Source organism: Salinarchaeum sp. IM2453 (assembly GCF_019693215.1).
In the GTDB taxonomy this organism is placed as follows: Archaea; Halobacteriota; Halobacteria; order Halobacteriales; family Salinarchaeaceae; genus IM2453.
The window spans coordinates 1,921,923-1,948,251 of sequence record NZ_CP081183.1 but is presented as its reverse complement, the minus strand read 5'-3'; the positions used below and the strand labels follow the sequence as shown (position 1 = coordinate 1,948,251).

23 protein-coding genes are annotated in these 26,329 nt (G+C 45.5%); 13 read left to right on the top strand and 10 right to left on the bottom strand.

Annotated elements, in window-relative coordinates; all coding sequences use genetic code 11:
* Positions 1–26: 26 nt before the first annotated feature.
* The gene (locus K0C01_RS09365) at positions 27–1,979 is read right to left on the bottom strand and encodes a 3-hydroxyacyl-CoA dehydrogenase/enoyl-CoA hydratase family protein (protein ID WP_221169446.1); all 1,953 of its coding nucleotides are present in this window, start codon (positions 1,977–1,979) and stop codon (positions 27–29) included.
* A gap of 142 nt (positions 1,980–2,121) precedes the next feature.
* On the opposite strand from K0C01_RS09365, the gene K0C01_RS09360 reads away from it, so the two are divergent.
* Positions 2,122–4,242 carry a heterodisulfide reductase-related iron-sulfur binding cluster gene (locus tag K0C01_RS09360; protein ID WP_221169445.1) on the top strand — a complete coding sequence of 707 codons (2,121 nt, stop codon included), beginning with the start codon at positions 2,122–2,124 and terminating at the stop codon, positions 4,240–4,242.
* Positions 4,243–4,755: 513 nt separating this feature from the next.
* Here K0C01_RS09360 and K0C01_RS09355 read toward each other — a convergent pair.
* From K0C01_RS09355 to K0C01_RS09340, 4 genes are all read right to left on the bottom strand, one after another.
* Complete coding sequence (locus K0C01_RS09355) at positions 4,756–6,414, bottom strand: long-chain-fatty-acid--CoA ligase (RefSeq protein ID WP_221169444.1); 1,659 nt, start codon at positions 6,412–6,414, stop codon at positions 4,756–4,758.
* Positions 6,415–6,647: 233 nt separating this feature from the next.
* Positions 6,648–8,489: an archaea-specific SMC-related protein gene (locus K0C01_RS09350; protein ID WP_221169443.1), complete on the bottom strand. Its 1,842-nt coding sequence runs from the start codon at positions 8,487–8,489 to the stop codon at positions 6,648–6,650.
* 336 nt (positions 8,490–8,825) lie between these two features.
* A complete protein-coding gene (rdfA, locus tag K0C01_RS09345; RefSeq protein ID WP_221169442.1) occupies positions 8,826–9,464 on the bottom strand; it encodes a rod-determining factor RdfA in 639 nt (212 codons plus the stop codon).
* A 765-nt stretch (positions 9,465–10,229) separates the two neighbouring features.
* Positions 10,230–10,478 (bottom strand): hypothetical protein, encoded by a 249-nt coding sequence (locus tag K0C01_RS09340; RefSeq protein WP_221169441.1) that lies wholly within the window; start codon positions 10,476–10,478, stop codon positions 10,230–10,232.
* Between the two features lie 203 nt (positions 10,479–10,681).
* On the opposite strand from K0C01_RS09340, the gene mtnA reads away from it, so the two are divergent.
* On the top strand, positions 10,682–11,722 hold the full coding sequence (mtnA, locus tag K0C01_RS09335) for an S-methyl-5-thioribose-1-phosphate isomerase (protein ID WP_221169440.1): 1,041 nt from the start codon (positions 10,682–10,684) through the stop codon (positions 11,720–11,722).
* A gap of 42 nt (positions 11,723–11,764) precedes the next feature.
* Entirely contained in the window at positions 11,765–12,205 is a 441-nt protein-coding gene (locus K0C01_RS09330) for a hypothetical protein (protein ID WP_221169439.1), read from the top strand.
* 77 nt (positions 12,206–12,282) lie between these two features.
* On the opposite strand, the gene K0C01_RS09325 is transcribed toward K0C01_RS09330, so the two are convergent.
* Both K0C01_RS09325 and aglF read right to left on the bottom strand, forming a co-directional pair.
* Entirely contained in the window at positions 12,283–12,915 is a 633-nt protein-coding gene (locus tag K0C01_RS09325; RefSeq protein WP_221169438.1) for a class II aldolase/adducin family protein, read from the bottom strand.
* Between the two features lie 108 nt (positions 12,916–13,023).
* Complete coding sequence (gene aglF / locus K0C01_RS09320) at positions 13,024–13,812, bottom strand: UTP--glucose-1-phosphate uridylyltransferase AglF (protein ID WP_221171241.1); 789 nt, start codon at positions 13,810–13,812, stop codon at positions 13,024–13,026.
* 458 nt (positions 13,813–14,270) lie between these two features.
* Here aglF and aglM point away from each other — a divergent pair, with 458 nt between their 5' ends.
* Positions 14,271–15,560, top strand: a complete 1,290-nt coding sequence (gene aglM / locus K0C01_RS09315) for a UDP-glucose 6-dehydrogenase AglM (protein ID WP_221169437.1) — start codon at positions 14,271–14,273, stop codon at positions 15,558–15,560.
* A 50-nt stretch (positions 15,561–15,610) separates the two neighbouring features.
* Here aglM and K0C01_RS09310 read toward each other — a convergent pair whose 3' ends face one another.
* Positions 15,611–16,312, bottom strand: a complete 702-nt coding sequence (locus K0C01_RS09310; RefSeq protein WP_221169436.1) for a competence/damage-inducible protein A — start codon at positions 16,310–16,312, stop codon at positions 15,611–15,613.
* A 128-nt stretch (positions 16,313–16,440) separates the two neighbouring features.
* On the opposite strand from K0C01_RS09310, the gene K0C01_RS09305 reads away from it, so the two are divergent.
* The 5 genes from K0C01_RS09305 to K0C01_RS09285 all read left to right on the top strand — a co-directional run bounded on the left by K0C01_RS09305 (position 16,441) and on the right by K0C01_RS09285 (position 21,013).
* Complete coding sequence (locus tag K0C01_RS09305; protein WP_221169435.1) at positions 16,441–18,048, top strand: BCCT family transporter; 1,608 nt, start codon at positions 16,441–16,443, stop codon at positions 18,046–18,048.
* 103 nt (positions 18,049–18,151) lie between these two features.
* A complete protein-coding gene (locus K0C01_RS09300; RefSeq protein ID WP_221169434.1) occupies positions 18,152–18,373 on the top strand; it encodes a glycine zipper domain-containing protein in 222 nt (73 codons plus the stop codon).
* Positions 18,374–18,589: 216 nt separating this feature from the next.
* Positions 18,590–19,885, top strand: a complete 1,296-nt coding sequence (locus tag K0C01_RS09295) for a M28 family peptidase (protein WP_221169433.1) — start codon at positions 18,590–18,592, stop codon at positions 19,883–19,885.
* Positions 19,886–20,105: 220 nt separating this feature from the next.
* Positions 20,106–20,246, top strand: coding sequence for a hypothetical protein (locus K0C01_RS09290; protein WP_221169432.1), 141 nt, complete (start codon positions 20,106–20,108; stop codon positions 20,244–20,246).
* Positions 20,247–20,272: 26 nt separating this feature from the next.
* Positions 20,273–21,013, top strand: a complete 741-nt coding sequence (locus K0C01_RS09285) for an NAD(+)/NADH kinase (RefSeq protein WP_221169431.1) — start codon at positions 20,273–20,275, stop codon at positions 21,011–21,013.
* Positions 21,014–21,109: 96 nt separating this feature from the next.
* Here K0C01_RS09285 and nth read toward each other — a convergent pair whose 3' ends face one another.
* On the bottom strand, positions 21,110–21,796 hold the full coding sequence (nth, locus tag K0C01_RS09280) for an endonuclease III (protein WP_221169430.1): 687 nt from the start codon (positions 21,794–21,796) through the stop codon (positions 21,110–21,112).
* An 88-nt stretch (positions 21,797–21,884) separates the two neighbouring features.
* Between nth and K0C01_RS09275 the strand changes: the two genes are divergently transcribed.
* Positions 21,885–23,234 carry a metallophosphoesterase gene (locus K0C01_RS09275; RefSeq protein WP_221169429.1) on the top strand — a complete coding sequence of 450 codons (1,350 nt, stop codon included), beginning with the start codon at positions 21,885–21,887 and terminating at the stop codon, positions 23,232–23,234.
* 1 nt (position 23,235) lies between these two features.
* Here K0C01_RS09275 and K0C01_RS09270 read toward each other — a convergent pair whose 3' ends face one another.
* The gene (locus K0C01_RS09270) at positions 23,236–24,180 is read right to left on the bottom strand and encodes a zinc ribbon domain-containing protein (RefSeq protein ID WP_221169428.1); all 945 of its coding nucleotides are present in this window, start codon (positions 24,178–24,180) and stop codon (positions 23,236–23,238) included.
* 116 nt (positions 24,181–24,296) lie between these two features.
* On the opposite strand from K0C01_RS09270, the gene mvaD reads away from it, so the two are divergent.
* The 3 genes from mvaD (at position 24,297) to K0C01_RS09255 (ending at position 26,311) form a co-directional block, all read left to right on the top strand.
* On the top strand, positions 24,297–25,280 hold the full coding sequence (gene mvaD / locus K0C01_RS09265) for a phosphomevalonate decarboxylase MvaD (protein ID WP_221169427.1): 984 nt from the start codon (positions 24,297–24,299) through the stop codon (positions 25,278–25,280).
* Between the two features lie 206 nt (positions 25,281–25,486).
* Complete coding sequence (locus K0C01_RS09260; protein WP_221169426.1) at positions 25,487–25,717, top strand: DUF7385 family protein; 231 nt, start codon at positions 25,487–25,489, stop codon at positions 25,715–25,717.
* A gap of 144 nt (positions 25,718–25,861) precedes the next feature.
* Positions 25,862–26,311: a universal stress protein gene (locus tag K0C01_RS09255; protein WP_221169425.1), complete on the top strand. Its 450-nt coding sequence runs from the start codon at positions 25,862–25,864 to the stop codon at positions 26,309–26,311.
* Positions 26,312–26,329: the final 18 nt, after the last annotated feature.

The following is a 26,329-nucleotide window of genomic DNA, read 5'->3' as shown; positions in this document are numbered from 1 at the left end:
AGAAGAGTTGGAGAGTATGTCAGTGATTATGACCCATCAAAGTCAGGGTCACGGTCATTGAGAAATGCGGTAACACCCTCTTGGGCATCATCTGTTGTCCAAAGCAACCCAAATGCATCTGCTTCAGCTTTCAAACCAGCCTCGTAATCCTTGAACCCAATATTCATTACTCTCTTAGTAGCCGCTTGAGCTAATGGAGGACCTGCAGCCATCTCCTCTGCTAAGTCGACCGCTGCTTCCAGCGAATTATCAACAACCTCGTTTACAAAGCCATATTCAACCATCGTTTCCGGATCATATTGGTTAGTTGTAAAGATAATCTCTCGAGCGCGCCGATCTCCGACAATTTGCCGTAGGCGCTGTGTTCCTCCCCAAGCTGGGAGAATACCCAAATCATGTTCTGGTTGTCCAAATTTAGCTGCATCCTCAGCGACACAGAGGTCGGCACAAATAACGAGCTCCATGCCGCCACCAAAGCAAGCACCATCAACGGCAGCTATTACAGGCATTGAAGCAGATCGGAGTTTCCCGAAGACTTGCTGTCCGTACTCAGATAATTCAGATGCATCAAACGGATCAGGATCACCCATTAGATCCTTGATATCCGCACCAGCGCAGAATGCCCGATCACCGTTACTTGCAAGAACAACAGTTCTTGTATCTGAATCGTCTTCAAGCTCTTCAATTGCTGTGTCAAGATCATCAAGTACCTGCATGTTAATGACATTGAGTTGGTGTGGTCTGTCAAGTGTGAGTTGAGCAACTCCATCAGCAGGGTATGTGATCTCAAGAGTATCATAGGTCGAGTCTTCTGTCGTAGAAGATTGGTCTTGGTTATTTGCACCCCATTGTTTTAGCAATGGAGACGGTTGATGTTGAGGGCGGTTTGTATCAGTAGCACTTTCTTGAAGAACTTCAAATAGCGTATCATACCCAACATCCTCAGCAATCTGAGACGGGCCTTGAGGGAATGCTGCCCCGAGCATCAATGCTTGATCGATTTCTGAGGTCGAAGCTACATCAGCCTCAACCAGTTTGGCGAGCTCATTCGCAGCAACCGCGACAAGCTTGTGTTTTATAGATTCACTTTGCTGGTCAGAAGGGATTTCCACACCATCCTCTTCGTAGGTATAGAATCCTTCTCCTGTTTTCTGACCAAGCTGCTCATTTTCAACTTTGTCAACCAGGAGAGGAGCCGGTCTATACGCTTCACCGAGTTCTGTATGCATATAATTGAGTACATCAACAACGATATCAATTCCAACTTGGTCGGCCAATTCAAACGTACCCATCGGTAAACCTAATCCGAACTTTGTTGTACTGTCTACTTCACTTACGGTTGTCTTTCCTTCCTCAACAAGCCATGCAGCCTCATTCAGCAGAGGGACAAGAATCCGGTTAACAATAAAACCGGGCACATCTTTACGGACCAGAACCGGTGTTTTGTCCATCTCCTCAGCTAAAGACTCAGCTGTTGAGAGGACTTCATCATCAGTTTGCTCGCCAGCAACAACTTCTACAAGCGGCATCCGGACAGGAGGATTAAAGAAATGCATACCACAGACCCGCTCTGGCCGAGTAGTCACAGATGCAAGTTCGGTAATTGAGAGTGTCGATGTATTTGATGCTAGTATTGCATGGTCAGGAGCACTGGCATCTACCTCTTCATATACTTCTTTTTTAATAGACATTTTCTCAGGGACAGCTTCGATGACGAGATCAGTATCACTGACAGATGACTCCAGATCAACATATGTCTCGATTCGATCAAGCGTCGCTTTGGCCTCATCATCTGATAACTGGCCCTTCTCAGCGAACTTACCGACGCTCCACTCAATCTGCTCATACCCCTCTTGAACAAGTTCCTCGGAAATATCTCGTAGATTAACATCATAGCCGCCAAGGGCAGCTACTTCAGCAATTCCGTGACCCATATTACCGGCACCAAGAACAGTAACAGTATTGATATCGCTACTCATGGTGAACACATGCATATCTGTCAGATGTCTACTTATATCTGTGCATAATATATCTATATATTGATAAAAGAAGACGCCTAGGCTATGGCGAATACAGCAATGACAACATTTATGATGCGCATATTCGACTGATATATTGTGTATGAATGTCGTGTTATCGACTGACGGGGCGACTCGGGAAACATTCGAGACAATTTCTAGCACCGGCCAAGTCGTCTTTTATGTCCTCTCAGCACTTGCAGTAATTGCGTTCGTATACGGCGTATATCTGCGGGTACAGCGCTACACACAGGGAGGAGAAGACTGGTTTAATCGACTGAGTGTTGCTGCAGATCGAATCAAGGAAGGTAGTGTCACGATAGCATCGAATCAAAATCAATTTGACCGTGACTGGTTTGCTGGAGCAATGCACGCCTTTGTGATGACTGGATTTCTCGTTTTGTTTATTGCGACCAGCATTCTGTTTATCGATGAAGGAGTTCGGGAGATAGCTAGCTCATTTTGGGTCGGTGATTTTTATCTTTCATACCAATTCGTGGTCGATGCATTTGGGTTGTTGTTCGTTGTGGGGATTCTAATGGCAATGCATCGTCGGTACTTTGTCAAATCAACCCGACTTTGGGATCGCCATACAAACAGAGAAGATGATGTCTTTATTTTTGCTCTACTCGCAATTGGCGTGACCGGATTCTTATTGGAAGGACTTCGGATTTATATCAATGGCATCCCATCTCATGAGGCTGTGAGCTTCGTTGGCTATTCAATTGCATTAGCAATTGATGCAGGCGCAAGTATTTCTGTTCTAATAGGAGCAGAGACTGCACATTGGGGAATTTGGTGGATCCATACGATTGTTTCACTGGCGTTTATCGCGTGGATTCCATACTCAAAGCCCTTCCACATGCTTTCATCAGCAGCTTCGATACTTACAAAAGATGAGAAAGCCGGAAAGCGTCTTCCAGGCGTGCCAGCGGATATTGATGCAGATACAGGGGTGACATCAATTGACGATCTGTCATGGAGAGAGTTGCTTGAACAAGATGCGTGTACGAAATGTGGGCGCTGTTCGGCAGTGTGTCCTGCGAAGTCATCTGGACGGCCATTGGATCCTAGGAATGTCATTCTCGATCTCAAGCAACACCGTGATTCGGGGGATGACTCAACACCAATCATTGCTGATGGAGGAGCAGTTATTGACTCAACGACAATGGAATCGTGTATGGCATGTATGGCATGTATGGATGCATGTCCGGTTGAAATTGAACATCTAAAATCGTTCACGCATCTAAACAGACAGTTGGTAGAAGATGGTGAGATTGATCCAAATGTTCAGGACGTTTTTGAACAGGTGATGCGTAATGGAAATACGCTGGGAGAACAGCAACGGAAGCGGGCTGATTGGGCTAATGACATAGATGTTGAGCCAGCGGACGCTAGATCCACTGATGTTGAATATCTCTGGTACGTCGGCGATCGTCCAAGCTTCGATGACCGAAATAAGAAGCTTGCTAAGTCGCTTGCCAAAATTTTCGACCAAGCAGGAATCAGCTGGGGTATACTCTATGAGGACGAGCGATACAACGGAAACGATATTCGGCGCCTCGGAGAAGAACTTCTCTTTTTAGAACTCGCTGGGCATCATGTAGAACAGTTTGAAAAATGTGACCCAGATACAATCGTTTGTACTGATCCTCATTCATTTAACACGTTCAAAAATGAGTATCCGGAGGTTGATTTCACACCGTATGCAGATGACCCAATGATGCCATTTGACGTTGAAGGTTATTGGAATGAAGACGGCGAGGTGGATGTCGCTCACTGGACACAGGTTGTGGCAGATCTTATGGAAGATGACAAGATAGATATCGATACGACGATTGACCGTGACGTGACATTCCACGACCCGTGCCATCTTGGAAGATACAACGAGGTATACAATGCACCACGAGAACTGATAGAAACAATTGGCTGTGAACTGTATGAAATGCCCCGTAACCGAGAGGATAGCTACTGTTGTGGTGGCGGTGGTGGCGGACTCTGGCTTGATCCGCCACAGGATGAAAAGGCAAGCGAGGATCGGTTAACTGAAGCGTTGGATGAAACAGATGGACCTGTGGACACGTTCGTCGTCACGTGTCCACTGTGCGTAACGATGTACGAAGACGGTCGGAAAACAGGAGGATTTGAGGAAGAGATTGACGTTGTTGGCCTATCCGAGTTAGTCGCCGAAGCAGTTGACGATTCGACTCCTTCGAAAACATAAACCCAGCTATTCAACTCTTATTCGGTATTGGTGAAGCGTTGTCCGGGTACGTCTGGGTAGATGCCTGTTGTCGAGTGCGATGTTTATCCTGATCTATTGCATACTCTTTGATAGCGGGCAAAATGGCCAAATTGCGTATAAGTGCTATCTATAGGAGAGACAGAGATAATTCGTGATTTTCTGGCATACTTCACAATTGCTAGTTGGTCATCGCCATCTCCGACGATCCGAGATTCGAACAATTAAGAGGCTATATGGACTTGTGAGCGATTATTCTGTGCTCATGTGATAATCACTGGTGTGATCGACTACCGGAAAATAATTCTGAAACAAAGTAAGATGTTTCAAACGAATAGTGTGATATTAGAGCAAGCTACTTAGAGGCGTTCAAAAATATATCTACAGAGATAACAGGCAGAGTACCTCGGGCACTCGAAGATCTTTGATTCTCGTGATCAAGAGAATCGATATCTTCTAATCGATTGCCCTGAAGAACTTCACACTAAAGTCAAGTCAGTGTTTGCCAGGGGCATTCTCCTGCACCCGTGCTCGAAGCTGCTCATCAACAAGATTATCACGAAGAGTTCGCTTAGATCGTTTACCAGTCGAACCTTTTGGTATTTCTTCGATAAACTCGATCACGTCTGGAGCCCACCACGTTGGATAGGATTGGGCGACGTGTTCACGAAGTTCATTGGCTAATGCTTCATCTGGGGTGTCAGCTTCAGACACTACAAATGCTACCGGTCGTTCATCCCATCGATCATGATCAATTGCAATAACAGCTGCTTCTTTGACAAGTTCATGATGCATAAGGTGATCCTCTATTTCAACAGATGAAATCCATTCTCCCCCACTTTTGACGAGGTCGTCCATTCGGTCAACAACGTTGACGTATCCTTCACTGTCAACGCGGACAATATCTCCGGTCCGGAACCAGCCATCTTCTGTTATCGATTCCTCGGTCTGATTTGTGGAGTTGAAATATTCAGTTGTGACCCATGGGCCTTTCAGTAATAGTTCCCCAAGCGCCTCTCCATCCCACGGTTGCTCATTACCATCTTCGTCTACGACTTTCATTTGTACCCCAGGTAAAGGGATGCCAGACTGAGACCGCATTTTTGTAAGTTCGCTGTTTGTGTAGGAGATAGTCTGAGGCTTATGTGCTGACTGGTGTGTGACGGGAGTTGTTTCAGTCATGCCGTATCCGCTGACCATCTTGACATTTAGTTGATTGTAGTAAGAGTTAATGAGATCTTCAGGAGTTGAGGCCCCTCCCGAAATAACATACTCTAAGGAAGAAATGTCAAAATCATGATTGTGAGAATACTCAAGCAGTCCTCGCCATACCATTGGCACAGCAGCACTTGTTGTTACTTGTTCATCCTCGATAAGTTCCGCAATATCTTTTGAGTCGGGATCAGGCCCTGGAAGTACAGTTTTTGCTCCTGCAGCGACAGTTGCAAATGGTCGACCCCAAGCATTAACATGGTACATTGGGACAATAGTCAGTGCAGTATCGGTATTTGTGAGGCCCAACTCACCAGTCATAAGTCCCATTGTATGGCCCCAGTACATCTTATGTGTGTATTCTACACCTTTTGGTAGCCCAGTTGTTCCTGATGTGTAACACAGTCCAGCAGGTTGTTCTTCGTCGACGGGTGGAAAAGTATAGTCTTCTGTGCCCTTCGAGATGAATGATTCATAATCCACAATTGGAGAAAGATGAGTGTCCGGAACGGAGTCACTCATGACAACAAATTGTTTGACCGATGAAAATGCCTCAGGGTCTGAGTTATATATATTTTCCAGCCGTCTAACCATTGTCGCGTCAATAAATAGTATTCGATCAGAAGCTTCTGAGACGGTATGGTGGACGTGCTGTTTAGGAAGGTGAATATTGACCATATGCAGTTGGGCCCCGATACAGGGGACGCCGTAGTATAGTTCATGATGCCAATGATGATTCCAAGCGAACGTTCCAATTCGGTCTCCCTGTTCGATACCCCATGCGTCGAGTGCACTTGCTAGCTGCCGGACACGGTTTCCATATTCTGAATAAGTAAATCGAGAGACTCCATCGTGATGTCTTGAAACCAGCTCTCGATCAGGAAAAACATTCTCAGCCCTCCACAAAAACTGATGAAGCGTCATATTACTGCCGCCTGGCATAGTTATATAGCTATTATAGACGAATACAATAAATCTGCGGGACAAAATATCGGCTGAAATGTGAGAATTTCTTAGAAGGTTGATTCAAATAGCAATTTCCAATCGGAAATGGCTGAAGTTTGACTATATGAGCTGCTAATAGCGGATTCGATAAATGCTCTCGTATCTTCGTTATCTCCGTTTAACGTTAATGTTTCAACGGGCAAAATATCAGCGTTCGAGCCATATCAAGCTCATGCAGATGACGCCTTGGAGTCCGAAACGACATTCCATGAAGCAGGGTTAATAATGTTACCGTCAAATGATCCAGCTTCAGGATAGGCCGTAGTAATGATTATCTCTGATGTTTCAGCAAGGTAAGAAAGAAGTGTTCGGAGATGCTCTGCGGCTAGCTCTCCGACTCCATCTACAATCAAAACGGGTGTATGCTCATTTACATCGTATGTCCGGTATCCAGCCAATGCAACAACCAGCCCAACGAGCTCTACTTCACCTTCGCTTAAGGCGTTAAGAGATGTCTCGCGTCCATCACGGGCAATTTGTAATTCTATAGATTCGATTTCTCCCGAAGGATCAGTCTTAAGGTTTAGGTGCGCGCCATCAAATCCTGGGTCAAACCTATCCACTATCTCTTTGATTGCTGTGTCAAACTGGCGTTTAATTTCATATTGAGTTTCTGTTTTCCGCTTCCGGAGGGTCTCAATTGTATCTGTGATTTCTCGTTCCTGTTTACGGAGTTCATTTATGTCTTGCTCGCGCGATCGAGCATTGGAAAGTTTTTCTTCGATACTCTGTAACTTTCGTTCCTTGGACCGAATTTTGGTCTTAACAGTTGCAAGCTTGTCATTATATTCACGTTCAACTGCCTCTAGCTTATTCTTTAACTTGTCAACCTCTTGTTGTAAGGCACTTTTTTGTGCTTGAGCGGTGTCTAGCTGTCCTTGGAGATCATCAATTTCAGCCTTCAAAATGCTAACCGTACGCTCCAGTTGTTCTTGCCGTCGTTGTTTTTCTTCGTACTCTCTTTTTTTGTTTTTATACTGCTTTATTTCAGTTTCAAGCTGTGACTTTTGATCTCTGAGTTGATCGATAGTGTTCTGTAGCGAGTCAAGTTTGTTTTCTATTGTATCACGGAGTGTTCCTGATCCACAAACCCAACACTCAATCTCATCATCTACAACAGTGTGTTCGACATCTGCGATAACTTCGATACCCTCTTCCTCAAGGATATTTCGATTTGCACGGTGAAGATCCTCAGCTAATGTTATTTTTCGATCAAGGCTATTGATTTTATTTTGTTTTGTCTCAAGATCAGTTGACAATGTTGGTTTATCTTGTATATCGATCTCGGTGAGTTTTGCTCTTTTTTCTGAGAGAGTCGACTGCTTGCGTTCTATTTGTTGTTCAAGGCGTTTAATTCGTTGCGTGGTGATTTCGAGTTTCTCTTGTTTAGCGGTTAGCTCTTCACTGAGATCTTCAGCGCGTTGCTTTGTTTCTTCCGTTGCTGAGAACTGTGATTGAGTATCACGAAGAGACTCAAGTTCATCCTGCAGAGTAGTTTGTTGTTTTTCCAGCTCTGGTATCTTATCAGCAGCCATCCTAGCTTCTGACAACTGGGATTGTATCTCTGATCGGCTGTTTTGCAATTCGTTAATTTTGGCGTCTATGTCCTCAATGTCTAAGGGTGCCTGTAGCAATTCTGTAAGGTCTTCATTATGCCGAACAGCGTATCGAATTGGATTATCTTCTCCAAGAAATGCAAACAATCTGGCGGCAATCTGATTTTCCTCAGTAGATAAATACGGATTTCCTGACCGAACACACGTGTCGCCAGTACGCTCTATGTGCACATCGTACTGGTCACCCGAGGTGCTGAGGTTGACATTTCCTTTATTTTCCCCTTCAGTAAGAGGATGATCCTCATAGTATCCAGTTGCACCTATTGCAACTCGAACAGCAGCAGTAAAGCTTGATTTACCCCGAAAATTTGAAGCCTGAACAACATTGAGTCCTGAGTCGATAGTTGCTGACCCAGATTGAATTCCAGCAATGTTGTTGATAGTTAACGACCACATGACCTATTGATGATACGGCAAGGACACATATGAAAATAGTGCTATATCTTAACTCATCCTACGCTGAAACCAAAGTGTCTACCGAAATAGCAGGCAGCGTGCCTCGGGGCTTGACCCCGGAGCAGTTCACAATGAGCATATTGTGGTCAAATAACTGGCATCAAAGCTAGACAAACATAGCCATATTAGATCGATCACATTTTCATGTCAACTGCCTCGGGACAAGAGCCCCGTGGTATCCTCCTTTCTTCTGTGGGATTTGATGGGCTCATATTGTTCATCCAGGAGGACCAGTAAGAGAACATAAGACATTTCTGACAGACATACTTTCCAGCCCTACTGTTCGTCAGAATCTGGTTCAGATAAATGCTTACAGATGTATCCCCTCTGCCTTGCTGTTTTAATGTCTACTTGTGCAGAACAGATCGGACACTCAAGATAGAGTCGAGTTGCAATCTCGGTCTCGGTGGCGTTTGGAATCACGCCACTATTCTCCCATGACTGGAGGATTTCCTGTACATTTTCTTCGACGATTTGGAAAGTATAATCCAGTTTTTTCTCTTCCCAGTTTGAATCCGTATTTGCTGGTGGCTTCTTTACCTCAAGACAGGTTGTTAAATGGCGATGAAGTGTAGCAGTAGAAATAAAGTCTGTACGTAGTTGTGACCCGTCTATCCCGTTTGCCTGTAGGTCATCAAGTACTAATTGCCGATCGTCATCATCGTTACCCGTAAGAGCGTTATATTCTGTCTCGATCTGTGGCTCTAATGTTTTTCGTCCTGCCTCCGCATATACCGTTCGAAGGATAGACTGGTTAAACCAAGCAACTAGATCACGAAGTGGCGTCTCTGGGTACTCAGTCGAGCCTAACCAACGAGACCGGAGATATGAATCAATATCTGTCTCCTGACGTCCTGGAGATAGATCATACTTATTAACTATTCGTGAAACTTTGCAACAGGGTTCTTCTGACACACATGTGAATTGACATGCAGTTACAATAAACCTACTCCTGAAACATATTTAACCCATCAACAACAATTAATAGTAATATTTATGTTATTTTCTATTATATTTTATAACAAGTTATATTCTTTTTATTCCCAATAAACCAAATTATATGATCTAAAGCTGTTTTTCTTATATTTTTATCGCGCATATTGCCGTTATAATTTTTAATCAAATTCCATTCATAATTTTTTAATACTATTAATTATTTTTATACATTAGCAATATATTCAATTAGCTTATCAAAGGTACAGAGCTTCGAGTTCTCTCTAAGGAAAATTGGACCATAGTTGACTACCTCCGATTCCCACGGCACCGCACCACTTGGTTGGGAGGTTCAGGTTTACGGTTTGGTCGCCATGACCAGACTCTTAGCGGGGGTGAAGCTGCTGTTACTCCTATCCTAACATGGGATTCAGTGTTACCGTGTTTGTTCGGGATCCACAGTCAGCGCCCGAAGTGAATGCCTTCAGACGTGGTGTTGCCCAACTCCCGATATTATTCGTTTAACAGGGCGGCAACGCCGCCTCTGTCTGGTCGTGTTCACGTCCTAACTGAGTATAAAACGCTGGACCCGCTCAATCCCAGAAAACAATTCCTAGTTGTCGGCTTCATCCATACTCGTTAACGGGTGGTTTTTCGCCTTGCTACCGCTGTAACAGCACCAAAACCAATATCAGAACAAAGGATGCGGTATTATATTAGAGAACCAGGAGGTACGCTGCTTTCAATCTAGACTAGTGTTGTCATAATAAAGTAAAGCAACACAAGACCTCCCGGAATACCGACTACAGCACCAGCAATTGGTTTTCCATGTTCATTGTATAACTGTAACCCAAATAGTACGGCAATGAACGCAACCAAGTCGAACGGCAGGACCCATGCAAACACCACGGAGAATGCACCCCCCCAGAGATACAGATCTCCATCTTCATTCCACTCCTCAAATTTCTCAATGATCAGTGGTTTTGATTCGCTCATTTTTTGTCTCTTGTATATAGCTGAATATCTATTCAATATAAAATCCCTGTGAATACGCTTGTTGAAGACAGTTTGCACTGTCTTTATACAGTCCTGACGTACGGAGAATTTTAACCGCTGATCTAATCTGCGGATCGCGTGGATATCTGTTTAGTACACTTGGGGATCCGAATCATAATAAAGACGATCTCCTATTAGATAACATGCGAACCATCGACTGGGACAACAATCGGAACTGCATTGTCATGATTGACCAAACGCGATTACCATCGGAATACAGACAGATATCTATAACAACAGTTGATGGACTCATTACCGCAATTCGAGAACTCAAAGTGCGCGGGGCACCAGCACTTGGTGCTGCTGGTGCATACGGTGTCGCATTGTCAGCGTATCAGAACAATCAGAAGAGTTTCGATGAGTACAAACGCGCGGTTGAAAGCGATGCTCAGGCAATCGCAAACGCTCGACCAACAGCTGTTAACTTGGAGCGAGAGGTGAACCAAGTTCTCAGAAAAATACAATCTCTTGAGAATAAGGATGCTATCAGACAGCAAGCAAAAGACACCGCTCAGAGTATTGCTGATCAAGATGTCAAGCGAAATAAGCGGATCGGTGAGCATGGATGTACGCTTCTAGATGACGGTGATACTGTTCTTACACACTGTAATGCTGGAGCATTAGCGACTGTTGACTGGGGAACAGCATTGGGTATTGTTTATTCTGCAAAACAACGAAGAATCAATCTCGATGTCATAGCAACAGAAACTAGACCGTTGAATCAGGGAGCTCGGATTACAACTACAGAGTTACAACAGCGAGAGATTAATACGAAATTAATTCCAGACAGCGCAGTAGGTCACTTCATGCAGCAAGGGGAAATTGACGCAGTTATTGTGGGTGCTGACCGTATTGTTCTTGATGGCGGCGAAGCGTTTGATGGACAGGCAGTTGTGTTCAACAAAATAGGAACCTATCCAATTGCTGTTCTTGCTAACCAACATAATATCCCAGTTATCGTAGCCGCCCCCACATCAACTGTTGATACAGAGCAAACAGCAGGCGACGTTGAAATTGAGCAGCGGGATCCTGATGAAATTCGAAGATGCCACGGAGAGCAAAATGCCCCAGAAGATATTTCAGTTGGAAACCCAGCGTTTGATGCTACCCCTGCAAAGCTCGTTGATTGGATCGTCACAGAGTCTGGCCGATATGAGCCGCCACTAGAGATGGATATAAACTAAATCTATACGTACAGACGACGCAAATAGATAGGTATAGCTGATATGTCTGAAATAGAATATCACCTTAGTGCCGCAGGGCGATTAGCCAGTACGGCCGAGTACGCACTTGGGGAGTACCTTGATCAACGGGTTGCAGCGATTGATCTACTAGATCGTGGAATACAACACCTTAACCAAGCATATTCTCTTCTCAATGGAGAAACAAGTCCTCGGACAGTGCCGTGCCAGGAAGCAGGAGCATTACCAAACGAAGCTCAAAAACTAAGAGAGATACGAAAAGAGATAAAACAACTTGCTGGAAAAACATACACTCGTGGTATTTCAACAACCGATGAAAATGTTGCAGACATGGACACGGTCATCGAGTACGTTGAGAAGATCCAATCCTACATTGAGGTTGGTATCGGTGTATACAACGATGGCGACTATATTCGAAACGAAAGGAGGCTACGGGATATTAAGACTGATGCTGGTATCAATTGAGACGATCACTGTATTATCAGGACAGACAATCGGCGAAAGGCGTATCCCAAGAATGTGAATTGTCCCAACAGGAAATCTTAGTCATTCTGGCCGTATGATTCAAACCGGCGTGATGCGGTCTGAAGTTCTTCCTCAGTTAATAATTTTGGTGTTCCAACGGCTCGGGCTTGACAATATATCTGAGCAGTTGATTCAATAAGTTCGGTGAGTTCAGTTACCTCAGATAATGCGTTAGCAGTTGCAACCAATCCATGATTAGCCAAGATACATGCATTAACGTTAGAATCGTTAAGAGTCTCAATAACAGAGTTTGCCAGCTTATCTGTCCCGAATGTGGCGTATTTAGCCACAGGAACGGTTCCACCAGCCATCGCAAGTTGATAGTGGACCGGAGGGAGTGGCTCGCGTAAAACTGCAAGCGTCGTAATCCATGGCGAGTGTGTGTGAGCAATCGCTGTTGTGGCACGTTGCTTGTAAATTAACTGGTGAAGTCGAAATTCGCTTGAACGCTCCCGATTACCCGCAACTTGCTTCCCGTCAGCATTGATAACAGAGATGTTTTTCCACCGCATTTCGTCGTATGGAACTCCAGACGGAGTAATGAGAATATGGCCGTCGTGCCGAATACTGATATTTCCGGTTCTACCAGGTGTTAGTGAGGAGATTCTTGAAGCAGCCTCAACAAGTTGTTGTCGCTCTTGCTGATACATACAGATAACTAAATTTGACGGCGCAAAAAGAACATCTCTGTGCATTAACTTATGTGTGCTGTCGCGATAGTGAATTGTCGCGATAGTGAATCAGAGAATTAAGAATTGCTATTCGTCAGCAGCGGCAGTCTCGGCAGGATCAGTTGTTGACGAATTATCGGCGGTATCTTCAGGCTCGGTGCTGTTGTTTTCTTGTATTCGTCGCTCCGCCTCATCACGGTCTTCTGGATATCCAACGTCAATCCTCCATCCGTCCATCTCTACTGCATCAATAGTACGGCCAGACTGAATTAAAAGATCGATTGCCTCAGAGATTTCATACTCCCCCCGGTCAGATGGCTGAACTAAATGACAAGCGTGGAAAATTGCAGGAGTAAATGTGTAGAATCCGGTCATAACAAGGTTTGTTGGTGGTTCATCTGGCTTCTCAATGACTTCAACAATCTCACCGTATTTATTGGTGTCACAGACCCCATATCGAGATGCGTCGTCCCATGGTACTTCTTCGACAAGGAATGCTGCATCTGCTCGATCCTCCTTCTGTCGGCGGACGACATCACTTAGATTTGCTTGGAAAATGTTATCGCCAAGCATTAGCATGAAGTCGTCGTCGACGTGCTCTTCAACCGTGAGCAATGCATGAGCAAGTCCACTTTGTTCACGCTGATGTGCGTACGTAATTGGAACACCCTGGAATTCATCGCCATAGTGTTCGATGATGTCTTCTTTTCGATAGCCAACAACAACAAGCAATTCAGTTGCTCCAAGCTCAACAAGCTGCTCAAAACAATGCGTCAAGATAGGTTTTCCAGCTACCTCGACCATACCTTTTGGTTTATCTTCTGTTAATGGCCGCAGTCGAGTTCCCTTGCCGGCTGCTAGAACTACTGCCTGCATCTCGCTGTTCATATATGATTTCACTTTGTAACAGGACAAATATCTTGTTAATCATACATCAAAGGGATATATTGTTATAATTATAGAATGTACGAGGCGAAAATCCACCCCTTCAGGGCTGTCTTTTACCCATAAGTTCACGGAGACTCAAACGGACGTTTCAGACGCTTTCGACCCTGATCTGTACTCGAGAGATCGAGATGAGCAGCGATTTGGGCAGTGATATCGGCGGTAGGGAGTGACTAAATGCGGATAACCGAGATCAGTAAAATCGTTCTATGAGGGCGTTATATCCGTAGATACCGGTATTTCAGCCGAGTTCATTGATCTCGGCAGCGACGTGAGTTGTGGGTAAGAGACAGCCCTTCAGGAGTGGGAGGAGGTCAAACTCGCAAGCACACAGCTTTTATCTCAAATTTCCGTAATTCATATTCCGAATGGCGTGGTAGGTTTCAGTTATGGACATAAGCGTAGTGGGTAGCGGTTACGTGGGAACAACAATTGCAGCCTGTTTTGCAGATTTTGGGCATGAAGTGACAGCAGTAGACATTGACGAAGCGATTGTTTCAGAGATTAACAATGGTAAAGCACCAATTCATGAACCTGGTCTTAGTGGGTTGATCTCTGAGCATGCTGAAGGTCGATTAATGGCGACAACAGAATATACAGACATACAAGATACTGAAGTTACGTTCCTTGCGCTACCAACACCAGCCAATGAGGACGGGTCAATTGATACATCAATTATCGAGACAGGAGCGGAGAGAGTCGGTGAGGTGCTTGCGTCGACAGATAGTCACACAGTGGTTGTCAAAAGTACTGTCGTTCCCGGGACAACACAAGAGGTACTTGCTCCGAAAATTAAGTCAGAAGCCGGAGAAGCAATTGACATCGGGATGAATCCAGAGTTTCTTCGAGAAGGGACTGCTGTTCAAGATTTTCTTGAACCGGATAAAGTCGTGTTCGGTACAGAAAACAGATCAGCGCGGATAGAGCTACAGAAGGTATTCCGACCGCTAATTGATGAAGTAAATCCGGCAGTAGTAAAGACAGGTATCTCCGAGGCGGAGATGATTAAGTATGCAAACAACGCGTTCCTCGCATCAAAAATTAGCTTGATAAATGATATTGGGAATATCTGCAAGGAGTTCAATATCGATGCATACGAGGTTGCCGATGCAATTGGCCTTGACAATCGAATAGAGGCAAAGTTCCTTCGTTCGGGGGTTGGATGGGGTGGGTCTTGTTTCCCGAAAGATGTTCGAGCGATTATCAATGCTGCATCGGAACAGGGCTATGAGCCTGAGATGCTACAGTCCGCAGTCAATATTAACGAATTACAGCCACGGCGACTTGTAGAATTGCTAGATAAGCATGTTCAGCTCGACGGGGCCCGCATTGCAGTTCTTGGGCTCGCATTCAAACCGGGAACAGATGATATACGGAATTCTCGTGCTATTCCAGTCATCGATCTACTTCAGCAGCAAGGAGCAGATCCAGTAGGTTACGATCCAGTAGCAGTTGGTAATATGACTGAACAGTTCCCAGAAATAGAATACACCCGTTCGGCGGAAGAGGCACTAACTGGTGCAGATGGGGCTGTTGTAGTCACAGACTGGGATGAATTTGCAACATTGACAACAGAGTTTTCAAAAATGAATCAACCGGTTATTGTGGACGGTCGTAGGATCATCGAGCCAGATGATATCGCGGAGGAAGACGCAGTCTATGAAGGTCTAACCTGGTGACAAAAACTCAGTAATCAAATCATTTGTTCTGGAGACAAGGTCAAATGTAATCAGCTTTGGGACTGAGGGTCTGCTAGCGTTACCTTCTCTTTGAGCCACGTAGCCGCTTCCTGTACTGTTGTCTCGTCTGATCCGGTGATTTTTATTCTGACATTCTCTCCTGGATAGCTTCCAACTTTGACATCGTACTGTTCTTGTAGTTGTTCCATACGGCCAATTAATTCACTCTCAGGCTCATTTGCGACGATAAATTCTGTAATAGGTTTTTCTCCACCAAACTCATCTGCAATGTTGTTAAACATTGCTTTCATTTCTGAAGGGACACCAGGAAGGACATAGACAGACCCAATAGCTGCACCAGGCGCAACACCCACCTCATTGTGAAGTGGTCTTGCTTCCTCTGGTAGTTGCGCAGTTCCTTCGATTAAATCCTCAGCTGCGTAGCCATGCTCACATAGCCATTCAGCTGCTTCCTCATCTTCCACAAGCGTGCGACCAAAAGCGGTGGCAACAGCTTCCATTGTTACATCGTCATGAGTTGGTCCAAGACCTCCTGTGACAATAACAGCATCATATTTCGCTCGATATTCGTTGACAGTCTGTGCAATTTCTGCAAGGTTATCTGGAACAACGACGGTTCGTCTAACGGAGACTCCCCGGTCGGTCAATTCTGTACAGAGCCATGTAGCATTCGTATTTACTGTATCTCCAGTGAGCAGTTCATCGCCCACGGTGACCACTGCTGCATTCATCTGTATTTTTAATATATTATCGGATGCTAAAAGTCGTCCGAACCATTTTACAGCGTCTTTGTAGGTCGACCTCGGTGTATTTAACTGACTGTGTCCACTTCATCTAATATCAGGTGTTGTTGTCACTGATGCAGGTTTGGCGTGATTTTCGCAATGAAGTAGATCGTGTACCGTTTTTGATTGGCGTCGTCATCACGCTTGGGTTTGTTAGCTGGGCAGCCCTCGATACTGAAACTGTAGCAAGTTGGATTGGTTGGGCTCAATTTACCGTAGGCGAGCACCTCGCCTGGCTATACCTTGGGAGCGTGCTAGCAATGTTGATCTTTGCTGGATATCTCATGATCAGCAAATATGGAAAAATTAGACTTGGAGAGGGCCCGCCAGAGTATGGAACATTTGCATACTTTGCGATGTTCTTTTCTGCTGGTCTCTCCGCTGGTATTGTATTCTTTGGACCGGCCGAAGCACTGTGGCACTATGAAGCAGTTCCGCCTGTTTTTGGTGATACAGTCGGAGCAGAGACAACAGAAGCAATTGTTCCAGCAGTCACCTACAGTGTTTTCCACTATGGAGTGAGCGCGTGGGCAGGATATCTAGCTATTGGCATTCCAGTTGCCTATTTTGCATATCGATATGATGCCCCATTTCGTGTATCAACGGCACTGTTACCGGTATTGGGTCGGGAAAATTTGGATGGAGTAATTGGAAGAACTGTTGATACGTTAGCAGTGGTTGCAACGATAGGAGGAATTGCAACGGGACTTGGGTTTATTTCTCTACAACTACTCGATGGAGTCACACTGCAGACAGGATACGAGTTTAGCAATCTTGAGACGGTTCTGGCAATCACTGCCATTACTGTGTTGTTTACCATCTCTGTTGTTGCAGGGATATCGCGGGGTATTCGACGATTATCTGGATTTAATGTGATAATTATGTCACTACTTCTGATTGTTGTCCTCGTTGGGGGTCCGACAATTAACATCTTAAATACAGGAATATCAGCAGTAGGAACATATATTAACCACTTCTTTGAGATGAGTCTGTTTACTGGAGTTGGATCAGAAGCCGACACAGGATGGGCAGCTTCGTGGACCGTCTTCTACTGGGCATGGTGGATCGCTTGGGCTCCGTTTGTCGGACTATTTTTGGCGCGGATCTCAAAAGGGCGGACGATTCGATCAGTAATCGGAACCGCCTTTGTGACAATGACTATCATTTCACTTCTCTGGTTTAGCGTCGTCGGCGGAGGGTCTGTATGGATGCAGCACACTGGTGCTGTTGATATTCTACAGGCTATCAACACCCATGGAGAAGGGGTCTCTGGGTACGTGCTCTTTGGAGCATTCCCCGGCGGAGAGATTTGGCAAGCTTTGTTTTTTGTTCTGGTAGTAACGTTCTTTGCGACCTCAGCCGATTCCTCCACCCTCGCATTAGGAATGCTGACAACTGGAGGTAAGATGACACCATCAAGTATCAATCGTGTATTCTGGAGTGTTCTTCAGGGGATGGTCGCATCTGTGTTGGTTGTACTCGGAGGAGTGACAGCTCTTAGATCTTCGGTGATTGTCACAGGAGCACCTTTTGCCATCGTTTGTATCGTAGCGATCAGTGGACTGGCATGGTGGCTGCGAAACAAACACGGTAAAGAAGAGAAAGAGAACATATCAGGACGCTCTGAAGTAGATCATAAGCAGACAACCCCGGCAACTGACGGTGGAAGAGACATTGAGTGAACTACCCGGAGTTAAGACTTAGCGAGCGACCTACTCTGCCTAGAGAAGTCAGAGATTATGTGTGGAAGTGAAACTTATACGGTTAGACCAACTATGTTACTCTATGCCACGTAGCTCAGAGGAAGAACTAACACGGACAGCTACCCGGTTGTCAACGGTCGGCGGGTTTGCAGGGGCGATAATTGGATCGAGAAATGGACCAATTGGAGCTGCCATCGGCGGTGTGGTTGGAGGAGCGACAGGATACATGCTTGGAAACTCAATTGCTCAGCAGCAACAACACGAGGATCATCGTCCGGTAGTTATTGAAATTGAAGATCACTGATATCTACAGAGAAGGCAGGCAGAGTGCCTCGGTACTTCACGTACCGCTGACGCGGGTCGTTCCTTGAGGATCGGGACGTTGCCTGGAGAAATTAAAGTGTAGTCATGGCTGCTGAGATCGAGGTTCAGCAAGTGCGCTCGGAGGACACCCAAGGTACTCGATCGGGGAGATGCTTGCAGACAAAAGATGTATGAGTGCTGATCTGGATTCGGAGATATGGGTTGGATTGATTCGCTATATCGAAGTGAGATCGGTTGGACTACGCTTGAGTCACTTGCTGACCTTACTCATCGGATGCCCGGATCGGAGGGTGAGCAGAGAGGCGCCAATCTTGTCGAGGATAAATTTTCGAAGCTAGGATTACGGAATGTCCGACAAGAGCCGTTTCCGATTACAAGATGGGAGCGTATCGGAAGCTCATTGCGCGCTAATGGAACGGAATTTAACTGTATTGGATTGCCTCGAAGCCCTTCAAGATCAGCAACAGGAGAATTGGTTGATTTGGGGTATGGACTTCCCGGCGATTTTGAATCAGCTAATATAGATGACTCTATTGCACTAGTTGAGGCTGGTGTTCCAGACTACTATGGGCGTTATGTACATCGTCGTGAGAAGTACTATCGGGCAGTCGAGCATGATGCAGCGGGATTTATTTACTATCAGCATTCACCGGGGCAACTAGCCCCTACGGGAAGTGTTGGGAGGTCAAAGCAGGCAATTGGGCCAATTCCGGCACTTGGTGTCAGCCAAGAGATTGGTAAAAGGCTATCTCGAAAATCTACCGGTGACTCTGTTGAAATCAGCGTAAACGCTGAGATTTCACAAACTGAAAGTCAAAATATACACGCTGCAATCGGGCCGAGGACTGACCGACGTCTCCTGGTTACTGCACATGTGGACGGACACGACATTGGTCAAGGAGCAGCAGACAATGCTGCGGGAGTAGCCACTGTTCTTGAGATTGCACATGCACTGACACACCGAGAGGATGAACTTGACATTGGCGTTGAGTGTATTGTGTTTGGAGCAGAAGAAGTGGGTCTCGTTGGATCATCATACGAAGCAGAAACCCGAGATACGACTCCATATGCTGTTGTTAACTGTGACAGCGTTGTAGCCTCGCAAGAATTAGAGATCAACACAAACCAATATGATTGTCTGCAGGATCCGATTCGAGATACAGAGGCTGATTTAGGACAACCTATAACGGTTAACCCTCGGATCATTCCGCACAGTGATCACTGGCCCTTTGTGGCTCAGGGAACCCCCGGATTGATGGCGTCTGCTAAAACTGATAAGGCTCGGGGATGGGGACACACAGCAGCGGATACGTTTGATAAGTTAAGTCAACGAAACCTTCGGGATCAGTCAATATTGCTCTCTGAGTTAACGGTTCGTCTTGCGACGTCGTCATATCCATTGGCAAGAAAAGATCCCGATTCCATTGCAGAAGCGCTTGAAGAACAAGGTATTGCAACAGGGTTACGAGCAACCGGGGACTGGCCATTTTAACAGTTGCAGGTATGTCCCCGTTTTCAAGGAGCGAATAGGGCGGGGATACAGCCGTACGCTCTTTGATGGAACGTTCAAGAGAGGAACCTCCTATCAAATTAGTTGTGGTTGAGGGGCTGTTCAAGTACGCTGCAACGTCAGACTGCGCCTCGGGCTACAGCAGTTCGGAGTCGGCCTTCGACGAAAGACGTGGGTCAGGGTATAGCCGAATCAACGGCTGGTGGAGACTACACTCTCTGGGGACACCGAGGCGACAGTCAATGAAGTGTCTCCAAAGCGCATCGTTGTTTCCGGAAATACCAAGTCATGGCGGTGGATTGATATTCTTGTCGACAAAATGCCAATCCAAGTAACCGGTTGACTGTCTGCATTTGAGATGTTTCCATCATGAATACACCACAGATAGGTCTTGTACGGTCCGACACTGAGATAGCAAAAATCAAGTCAGCTGTAAGCAAAACAAATGCTGATCTAATTATTGGTGAACCATCAGAGTTTTCGGCAGACATTGATTGCTTAGCAGTTTCAGGTGAAGAAGCATTTCGTAGTGCTGCAACACAAGAGCAGATATCTTCGATTCTCCCTGTAGACTTTCAACGAGGAATTGCATCAATACCGGTTGAACAATTACCGACTGCAATTCAGCGGATTAAGAAAGGCGACTACAGCACACACAATCATCCAATACTTTCGATTACAGTAGATCATATTGAGACAATTGCTTTTTGGGATGTTGGATTGATCACCAACGCACCAGCTCGAATATCTGAATATGTAATCGAAAGTCCTGCGGATGATCTTTCGACCAGATTTCGGGCAGACGGTGTGGTCGTCTCTACTCCTGCTGGCAGTCATGGCTACTCTGCGGCGGCCGGAGGATCACGGATGGCACCAGAAACGGGAATTGCAATCACGCCAATTGCCCCCTTTACGATTAATATCGACCATTGGGTTGTCTCTCCGCAGAAAGTGACGGTTACTGTATGCCGTGACGAAGCACCCGTTGCGGTCGAAGTAGATGGACAGGAACAAGCAGTTATTACTGGTGGACAATCAGTTCAGTCGGTAGTTGAACATACATTTCAAACAATTAAGTTAGATATTTCAGAGACACCAAGTAAAGGATAACTTTCACAGTTGACAGACGCCTGCTTAACGAGCCCCCAGATGGATGGTCGTACTAATATATAGGTGCAAGCTAGCAGACTCAATTTCAGATAAGACTTAGTTCCACTCTTCCCCGGTTGCAAGGTCAACTTTGGAGTCGCCCTGCTCAGATGGACATATGTCAGATAAAACACAGCCATGACAGCTTGGACTCCGCGCTGTGCAAACTGCTCGACCGTGGTCGATCAGCAAATGTGTAAATTGCTGCCAATCGTTTTGCGGCAGATAATCCATTAATTCGCGCTCAATTTTTTCGGGTCGCTTGTGATCAGTTAATCCAAGTCGGCGCGTTTGGCGTTGGACATGAGTATCAACAACAATCCCTTCCGTGATATTATGCCCATGTTGAAGAACAACATTCGCTGTTTTTCTTCCGACGCCTGGAAGATTCGTGAGTTCTTCCATTGTCTCTGGAACCTCACCGTCGTGATGATCTCTGATCATCTGGCACGCATTACGGATATATCGAGCTTTGTTGTTATAATATGTAACCGAATCGATCATATCCGCAATCTCGTCTTCTGACGCACTGGCAAAGTCGTTTAGCGACTGGAATTTATCAAACAGGTTGTCGGTCACCTGATTAACTCGCTCATCTGTGCACTGAGCAGATAAAATCACGGAGATTAGTAACTCGAGTCGGTTGGAATAGATAAGTGAAATTGAACTATCAGGATACTCTTCAGACAGACGGTTAATAACTTCCGATGCCTGTCTTGATCGAAGTTCGAGGGGAGTTCCCATATAATTGAGTACGGTCGATGTCTTATGATTCTATGGTTTTCGATCAAATAACCCAGTTTTTTCACTTCTCATTTGCTGTATCAAAACAATGGGCACAAAGTCTAATAATCGTACTTACTATGTCATCAGCGACCTCCATATCGGTGGGGACGAACAACTAAAAGAGATTGACTTTCTTGATGAATTGATTGATTTTCTTACAGAGTTAGAAACAACAGACGAAGATGCTGAATTAATAATTAATGGGGACGCCTTTGGTTTATGGGAATTCACCGAGTTGGAAGGTATCGAGAAGTTTGAGATGCTTGAGGAGACATACCCGTCGTTATTTGAGCAGTTCAAGTCTACCGGGAAGAATATCGATATCACACTTCTTCCGGGAAATCATGATCATGAGTTAGCTGCATATGAGGAATACGTTGACAGGTTAGAAAAGTATAATATTAATCTCGTGCAGGAGAGGTCGGTCAAGCGAACACTTGATGGGCAGGTGATTCATTTTGAGCACGGACATCAACAAGACCCAAACAACAAGGTTGAGGACTGGGGCAATCCACATGCCTCTCCACTTGGGTATTACTATAATACACTGGTAACAAGTCGTGCTGGACAATTATCTGATCGGGGAAAATTCAACTGGCTCAAAGATGTTCAAGCTGTTACGCCCACCGAGCGGGTACCAGTGTGGTTATTCTCAAAATATTTTTACCGGGAGATGAATCCGCTGTTGCGGTATTCGCTATTTCCATTTCTTCTCTTGTTTAATATTAGTGTTCTTCTTGCAGTTCTTTCTGGGCTTGATATTGTGGGGATATGGTCAATGCCAATCGAAGAAATAGAGGCCCTTTTCGTGTCGTTGGGTCGTCCTGGTACAGCCATTTGGACATTCTTAACAGTCAACATCATCATCGCCGGACTGATTCTTCTTGTTGGGATTCCTCTGTATTTCCTTCGTCGAGACATCCGCAAGACAGTTAATCGGTTTGGGGTGTTTGAAACAGAACTCACTGTCGACCCTGAAAGACCATATCAAGACTACGCAGAAGAACTTTTTACTAATGAAGAGCATACCACGCTTTTCTGTTATGGACACACGCACCGTCCAGGTGTACAGTCAGTTGACGGCGGCATGATTGTGAATTCAGGCACCTGGCTCAAGCGACTCCATCGTCGAGATGGAATTATTGGCATTCTTCCCCCTGTTTTCTACCCTTCATATCAATTGTCAACGGTTCGTATTTCGTCTGCCGAGCAAGCAGATGCCATTGCAGTCGATTTTATAGAGGTTCAAAAACCGAGTCCAGCAACAGAGGAGTTAACATGGACTGAACGATTTTTTACTGTTGGTCGAGAACCAGACCTCCATTTACCTGATCGACGTGTTATTGATCAAGAGGGGGACTGCAAACAGATTCGCACTGTCCGTGACTCAGAATAAACTATCTTGAAGCATCAGATTCTACAGATTGATCTCTTGTGCGCTGGTTTGAGTAAGGGTGACTTGAAGTCCCATGCTCATGTTCCGCGCACTCCGGACAATAATGGTTTGTTCCATCAGTATACGTGTGTAGTGGAATACCTCCGACGACAAACTCTTCCCTGTATGTTCGCTCAGTTCCGTATGCAACCTCGTTTCCGCAAGCCATACACCGGTGAGTTTCTCCCTCAAAGGTAGTTTTGTCCACAGATCGGATAGTACCATTTGCCGTAAGGCTGTATCGACGTGCAATTCTCTCAGTTATTGATGGAAATACTCCAGCACCAAAAAGGAGCACTAAGAAGCCAACAAGCATGACAGGCGCTTCACCAGTAAATAATCCCGCAAATCCAATTGTCATCAAGACAATTGATGCAATATATCCAGAGTAGTTACCAGAGACCTGTAGCTCATTGTTTGCACTACGTTGTCCCACCTCGGTATCTATTTCTTGAGTGTCAACATCAGATTGTTGAGGAGACACTCCTGATGGTTTCGGGTGATAATCTTCGACAGATAGAAAGACACGATTAGCTTTGACTGTGTGTCGATAGTAGGCATAAAGTAGGTTTCCTAATCCACCAGTCAGAGGAATAAGTGCAGCGTGAATAAACAGATTCCCTATATCGCGATTAACCAGAATAACTTCATCCTCCCAGTCATGTTCAATCTCCCACCCTTTAGCAACTTTACGACGAATATGACGGCGAAATCGTTTGTGCCGAGACTCCGGGTCAAGCTTTCCCTGCTCTGCACCACAATATTGGCAGTACCGGTCGTCGGGATCCATCGATGAGTTGCACATCCAACAAGACCGTTGCGGAAGAGCATTTCCACACTGTGGGCAATAGCGAGATCCCGAAGTTGTTGGCGTATTACAGTGGGGACACTGGGAATTGTCTGTCACACGTTATCATAGATCTTATTATGAATAATTCTTTCGGTATTGTTAATTAAATAACACTATTGGAATTTCCTCATCTTATCGCCACACTTAACTCCGAAGTTATCTGCTCTTCAGTTATGGTCAAGAAGACAACCGCAGTTGCACACCCAATTCAGGGTATTGTGAAGTACCATGGTATGAGAGACGAGAAGCTTCGTCTCCCGTACCACGATAGCATTAGTGTCTGTACCGCCCCAAGTAAGACGACGACGACAGCTCAGTTTAGCCTGGACATAGACGAAAATCAGTATCAAATTGATGGAGAAACCGTTACAGGAAGTGGAGCAGCACGACTTGATCGAATTGTTGAGGAGGTCCAAAGTCGCTCCTCAAAACTCGATAAAGATTATAATGTCCGGTTAGAGAGTCAAAATACATTCCCGTCAAATGTGGGACTTGGATCATCTTCCTCAGGGTTCGCTGCAGCAGCAATGGCACTTGTCGGGGCTGCCGATCTTGAGCTCTCTAAACCAGAGATTTCCGCTATCGCCCGGCGGGGATCATCATCCGCTGCACGAGCTGTTACTGGAGGGTTTTCACACCTTTATGCCGGGTTGAACGATCAAGACTGCCGATCTGAACGAATTGAAACTACAATTGAAGATGAGCTACGGATTGTTGTTGGTTTAGTTCCAGCATACAAAGAAACGGATGATGCACATGCGGAAGCGGCTGACAGTCATATGTTTGATGCCCGTCGTGCACACATAGGTGACCAAATTGTTGAGTGTAGGGATGCCCTACGGAGCGGTGATTTCGACCGAGTATTTAAACTTGCAGAACATGACTCTCTATCTCTAGCAGCAACGACAATGACTGGCCCAGCTGGATGGGTATACTGGCAGCCAGAGACACTCGAAATATTTGAAGTAGTCAAATCGCTGAGAGAGGAACAGAACATCCCAGTTTACTTTTCAACCGATACGGGAGCCACCGTGTATGTAAACACCAAGAAAGAGTACGTCGATACTGTTGAGGAAGCAGTTTCTGATTGTGGGGTCGAAACAATGATCTGGAAAGCAGGAGGTCCGGCACGGCTTACTGATGATCATCTGTTTTGAACTAAGTGCATAGGAAGACTCCACAGACGGAGTGAACTGTCTCGGGGTCAAGCCCCGTGGCATTCGCCTCGATTTCTGCAAACTGAATATCTGAAAGAGATCACGAGAAGGTCAGTTGCAAAACTAATATCCACTACCGACCTGATCACTATCCTGTCCTGCTGAAGAACGCTTATTTGTAGCTGCCTGAATTATTTAGCAAGGATATGGGGCCAAAGTTTTCAGTGCATGATCATCGACACGCGTTGAAGCAACTACGCGACGGAGGGTCCACAAAATTATACGAAACAAAGGCAGAGATTGATTGTCCAGTATGTGGCAAGGCATTCCAGCGATTATTTATCACAGAGAAAAAGACAACGAGTTTTCCGGAAAATGATGGGCGAAGATTTTGTATTCTCAATGAAGAACAGACAGTGATGATGTTTCGACATTGAGTTTGACTTCCTTCTACCCCAAAACGAGTGGGTTTTTGCCTCCTATTTTATAATACATCGAGAGTCCACACCAATTATATCCATCTTAGTGTCACCGTGTAACAAACCCACAGCCTCAATAATTGTTATCTTGTATCATAAACTATGGTTAATACGATACTTGTACCCACCGATGGAAGTGAACACGCAGAACGGGCAGCAGAAGAGGCGTTTGCGCTCGCTCAGAAGCTCGACGCAAGAGTTCATATATTGGCAGTTGCAGACAGCGCTGTAGTTGCAGCAGCGACATATACAGGAGCCAGTCGGCCGATTCGAGAAGGACTTGAAGAAAAAGCGCAGGAACGTGTGAATCGGCTAGAACAGAAGGGTAAAGAATATAAATTAGATATTGTGACGGGTATCAAATATGGAACGCCGGCAAAGCAGATTGTTGAGTATGCTGAATTAAACCCTATCGATATGATCATAATTGGGACAAGTGGCCGGGGCGGAGTAGAGCGGGCAATTATTGGTAGCGTTGCTGATCAGGTCGTGCGAACGTCGCCAGTCCCAGTACTTACGATTCGACCAGAAGCTACGCAGGCCGCCGAGTGACCGGAGGCCGATGGAGGC

What these genes read in the sequence shown, in the direction of transcription:
- K0C01_RS09365 (WP_221169446.1), bottom strand. Translation starts at nt 1,979, where the DNA reads ATGAGTAGCGATATCAATACTGTTACTGTTCTTGGTGCCGGTAATATG.
- K0C01_RS09360 (WP_221169445.1), top strand. Translation starts at nt 2,122, where the DNA reads ATGAATGTCGTGTTATCGACTGACGGGGCGACTCGGGAAACATTCGAG.
- K0C01_RS09355 (WP_221169444.1), bottom strand. Translation starts at nt 6,414, where the DNA reads ATGCCAGGCGGCAGTAATATGACGCTTCATCAGTTTTTGTGGAGGGCT.
- K0C01_RS09350 (WP_221169443.1), bottom strand. Translation starts at nt 8,489, where the DNA reads ATGTGGTCGTTAACTATCAACAACATTGCTGGAATTCAATCTGGGTCA.
- K0C01_RS09340 (WP_221169441.1), bottom strand. Translation starts at nt 10,478, where the DNA reads ATGAGCGAATCAAAACCACTGATCATTGAGAAATTTGAGGAGTGGAAT.
- mtnA (WP_221169440.1), top strand. Translation starts at nt 10,682, where the DNA reads ATGCGAACCATCGACTGGGACAACAATCGGAACTGCATTGTCATGATT.
- K0C01_RS09330 (WP_221169439.1), top strand. Translation starts at nt 11,765, where the DNA reads ATGTCTGAAATAGAATATCACCTTAGTGCCGCAGGGCGATTAGCCAGT.
- K0C01_RS09325 (WP_221169438.1), bottom strand. Translation starts at nt 12,915, where the DNA reads ATGTATCAGCAAGAGCGACAACAACTTGTTGAGGCTGCTTCAAGAATC.
- aglF (WP_221171241.1), bottom strand. Translation starts at nt 13,812, where the DNA reads ATGCAGGCAGTAGTTCTAGCAGCCGGCAAGGGAACTCGACTGCGGCCA.
- aglM (WP_221169437.1), top strand. Translation starts at nt 14,271, where the DNA reads ATGGACATAAGCGTAGTGGGTAGCGGTTACGTGGGAACAACAATTGCA.
- K0C01_RS09310 (WP_221169436.1), bottom strand. Translation starts at nt 16,312, where the DNA reads ATGAATGCAGCAGTGGTCACCGTGGGCGATGAACTGCTCACTGGAGAT.
- K0C01_RS09305 (WP_221169435.1), top strand. Translation starts at nt 16,441, where the DNA reads ATGCAGGTTTGGCGTGATTTTCGCAATGAAGTAGATCGTGTACCGTTT.
- K0C01_RS09300 (WP_221169434.1), top strand. Translation starts at nt 18,152, where the DNA reads ATGCCACGTAGCTCAGAGGAAGAACTAACACGGACAGCTACCCGGTTG.
- K0C01_RS09295 (WP_221169433.1), top strand. Translation starts at nt 18,590, where the DNA reads ATGGGTTGGATTGATTCGCTATATCGAAGTGAGATCGGTTGGACTACG.
- K0C01_RS09285 (WP_221169431.1), top strand. Translation starts at nt 20,273, where the DNA reads ATGAATACACCACAGATAGGTCTTGTACGGTCCGACACTGAGATAGCA.
- nth (WP_221169430.1), bottom strand. Translation starts at nt 21,796, where the DNA reads ATGGGAACTCCCCTCGAACTTCGATCAAGACAGGCATCGGAAGTTATT.
- K0C01_RS09275 (WP_221169429.1), top strand. Translation starts at nt 21,885, where the DNA reads ATGGGCACAAAGTCTAATAATCGTACTTACTATGTCATCAGCGACCTC.
- mvaD (WP_221169427.1), top strand. Translation starts at nt 24,297, where the DNA reads ATGGTCAAGAAGACAACCGCAGTTGCACACCCAATTCAGGGTATTGTG.
- K0C01_RS09260 (WP_221169426.1), top strand. Translation starts at nt 25,487, where the DNA reads ATGGGGCCAAAGTTTTCAGTGCATGATCATCGACACGCGTTGAAGCAA.
- K0C01_RS09255 (WP_221169425.1), top strand. Translation starts at nt 25,862, where the DNA reads ATGGTTAATACGATACTTGTACCCACCGATGGAAGTGAACACGCAGAA.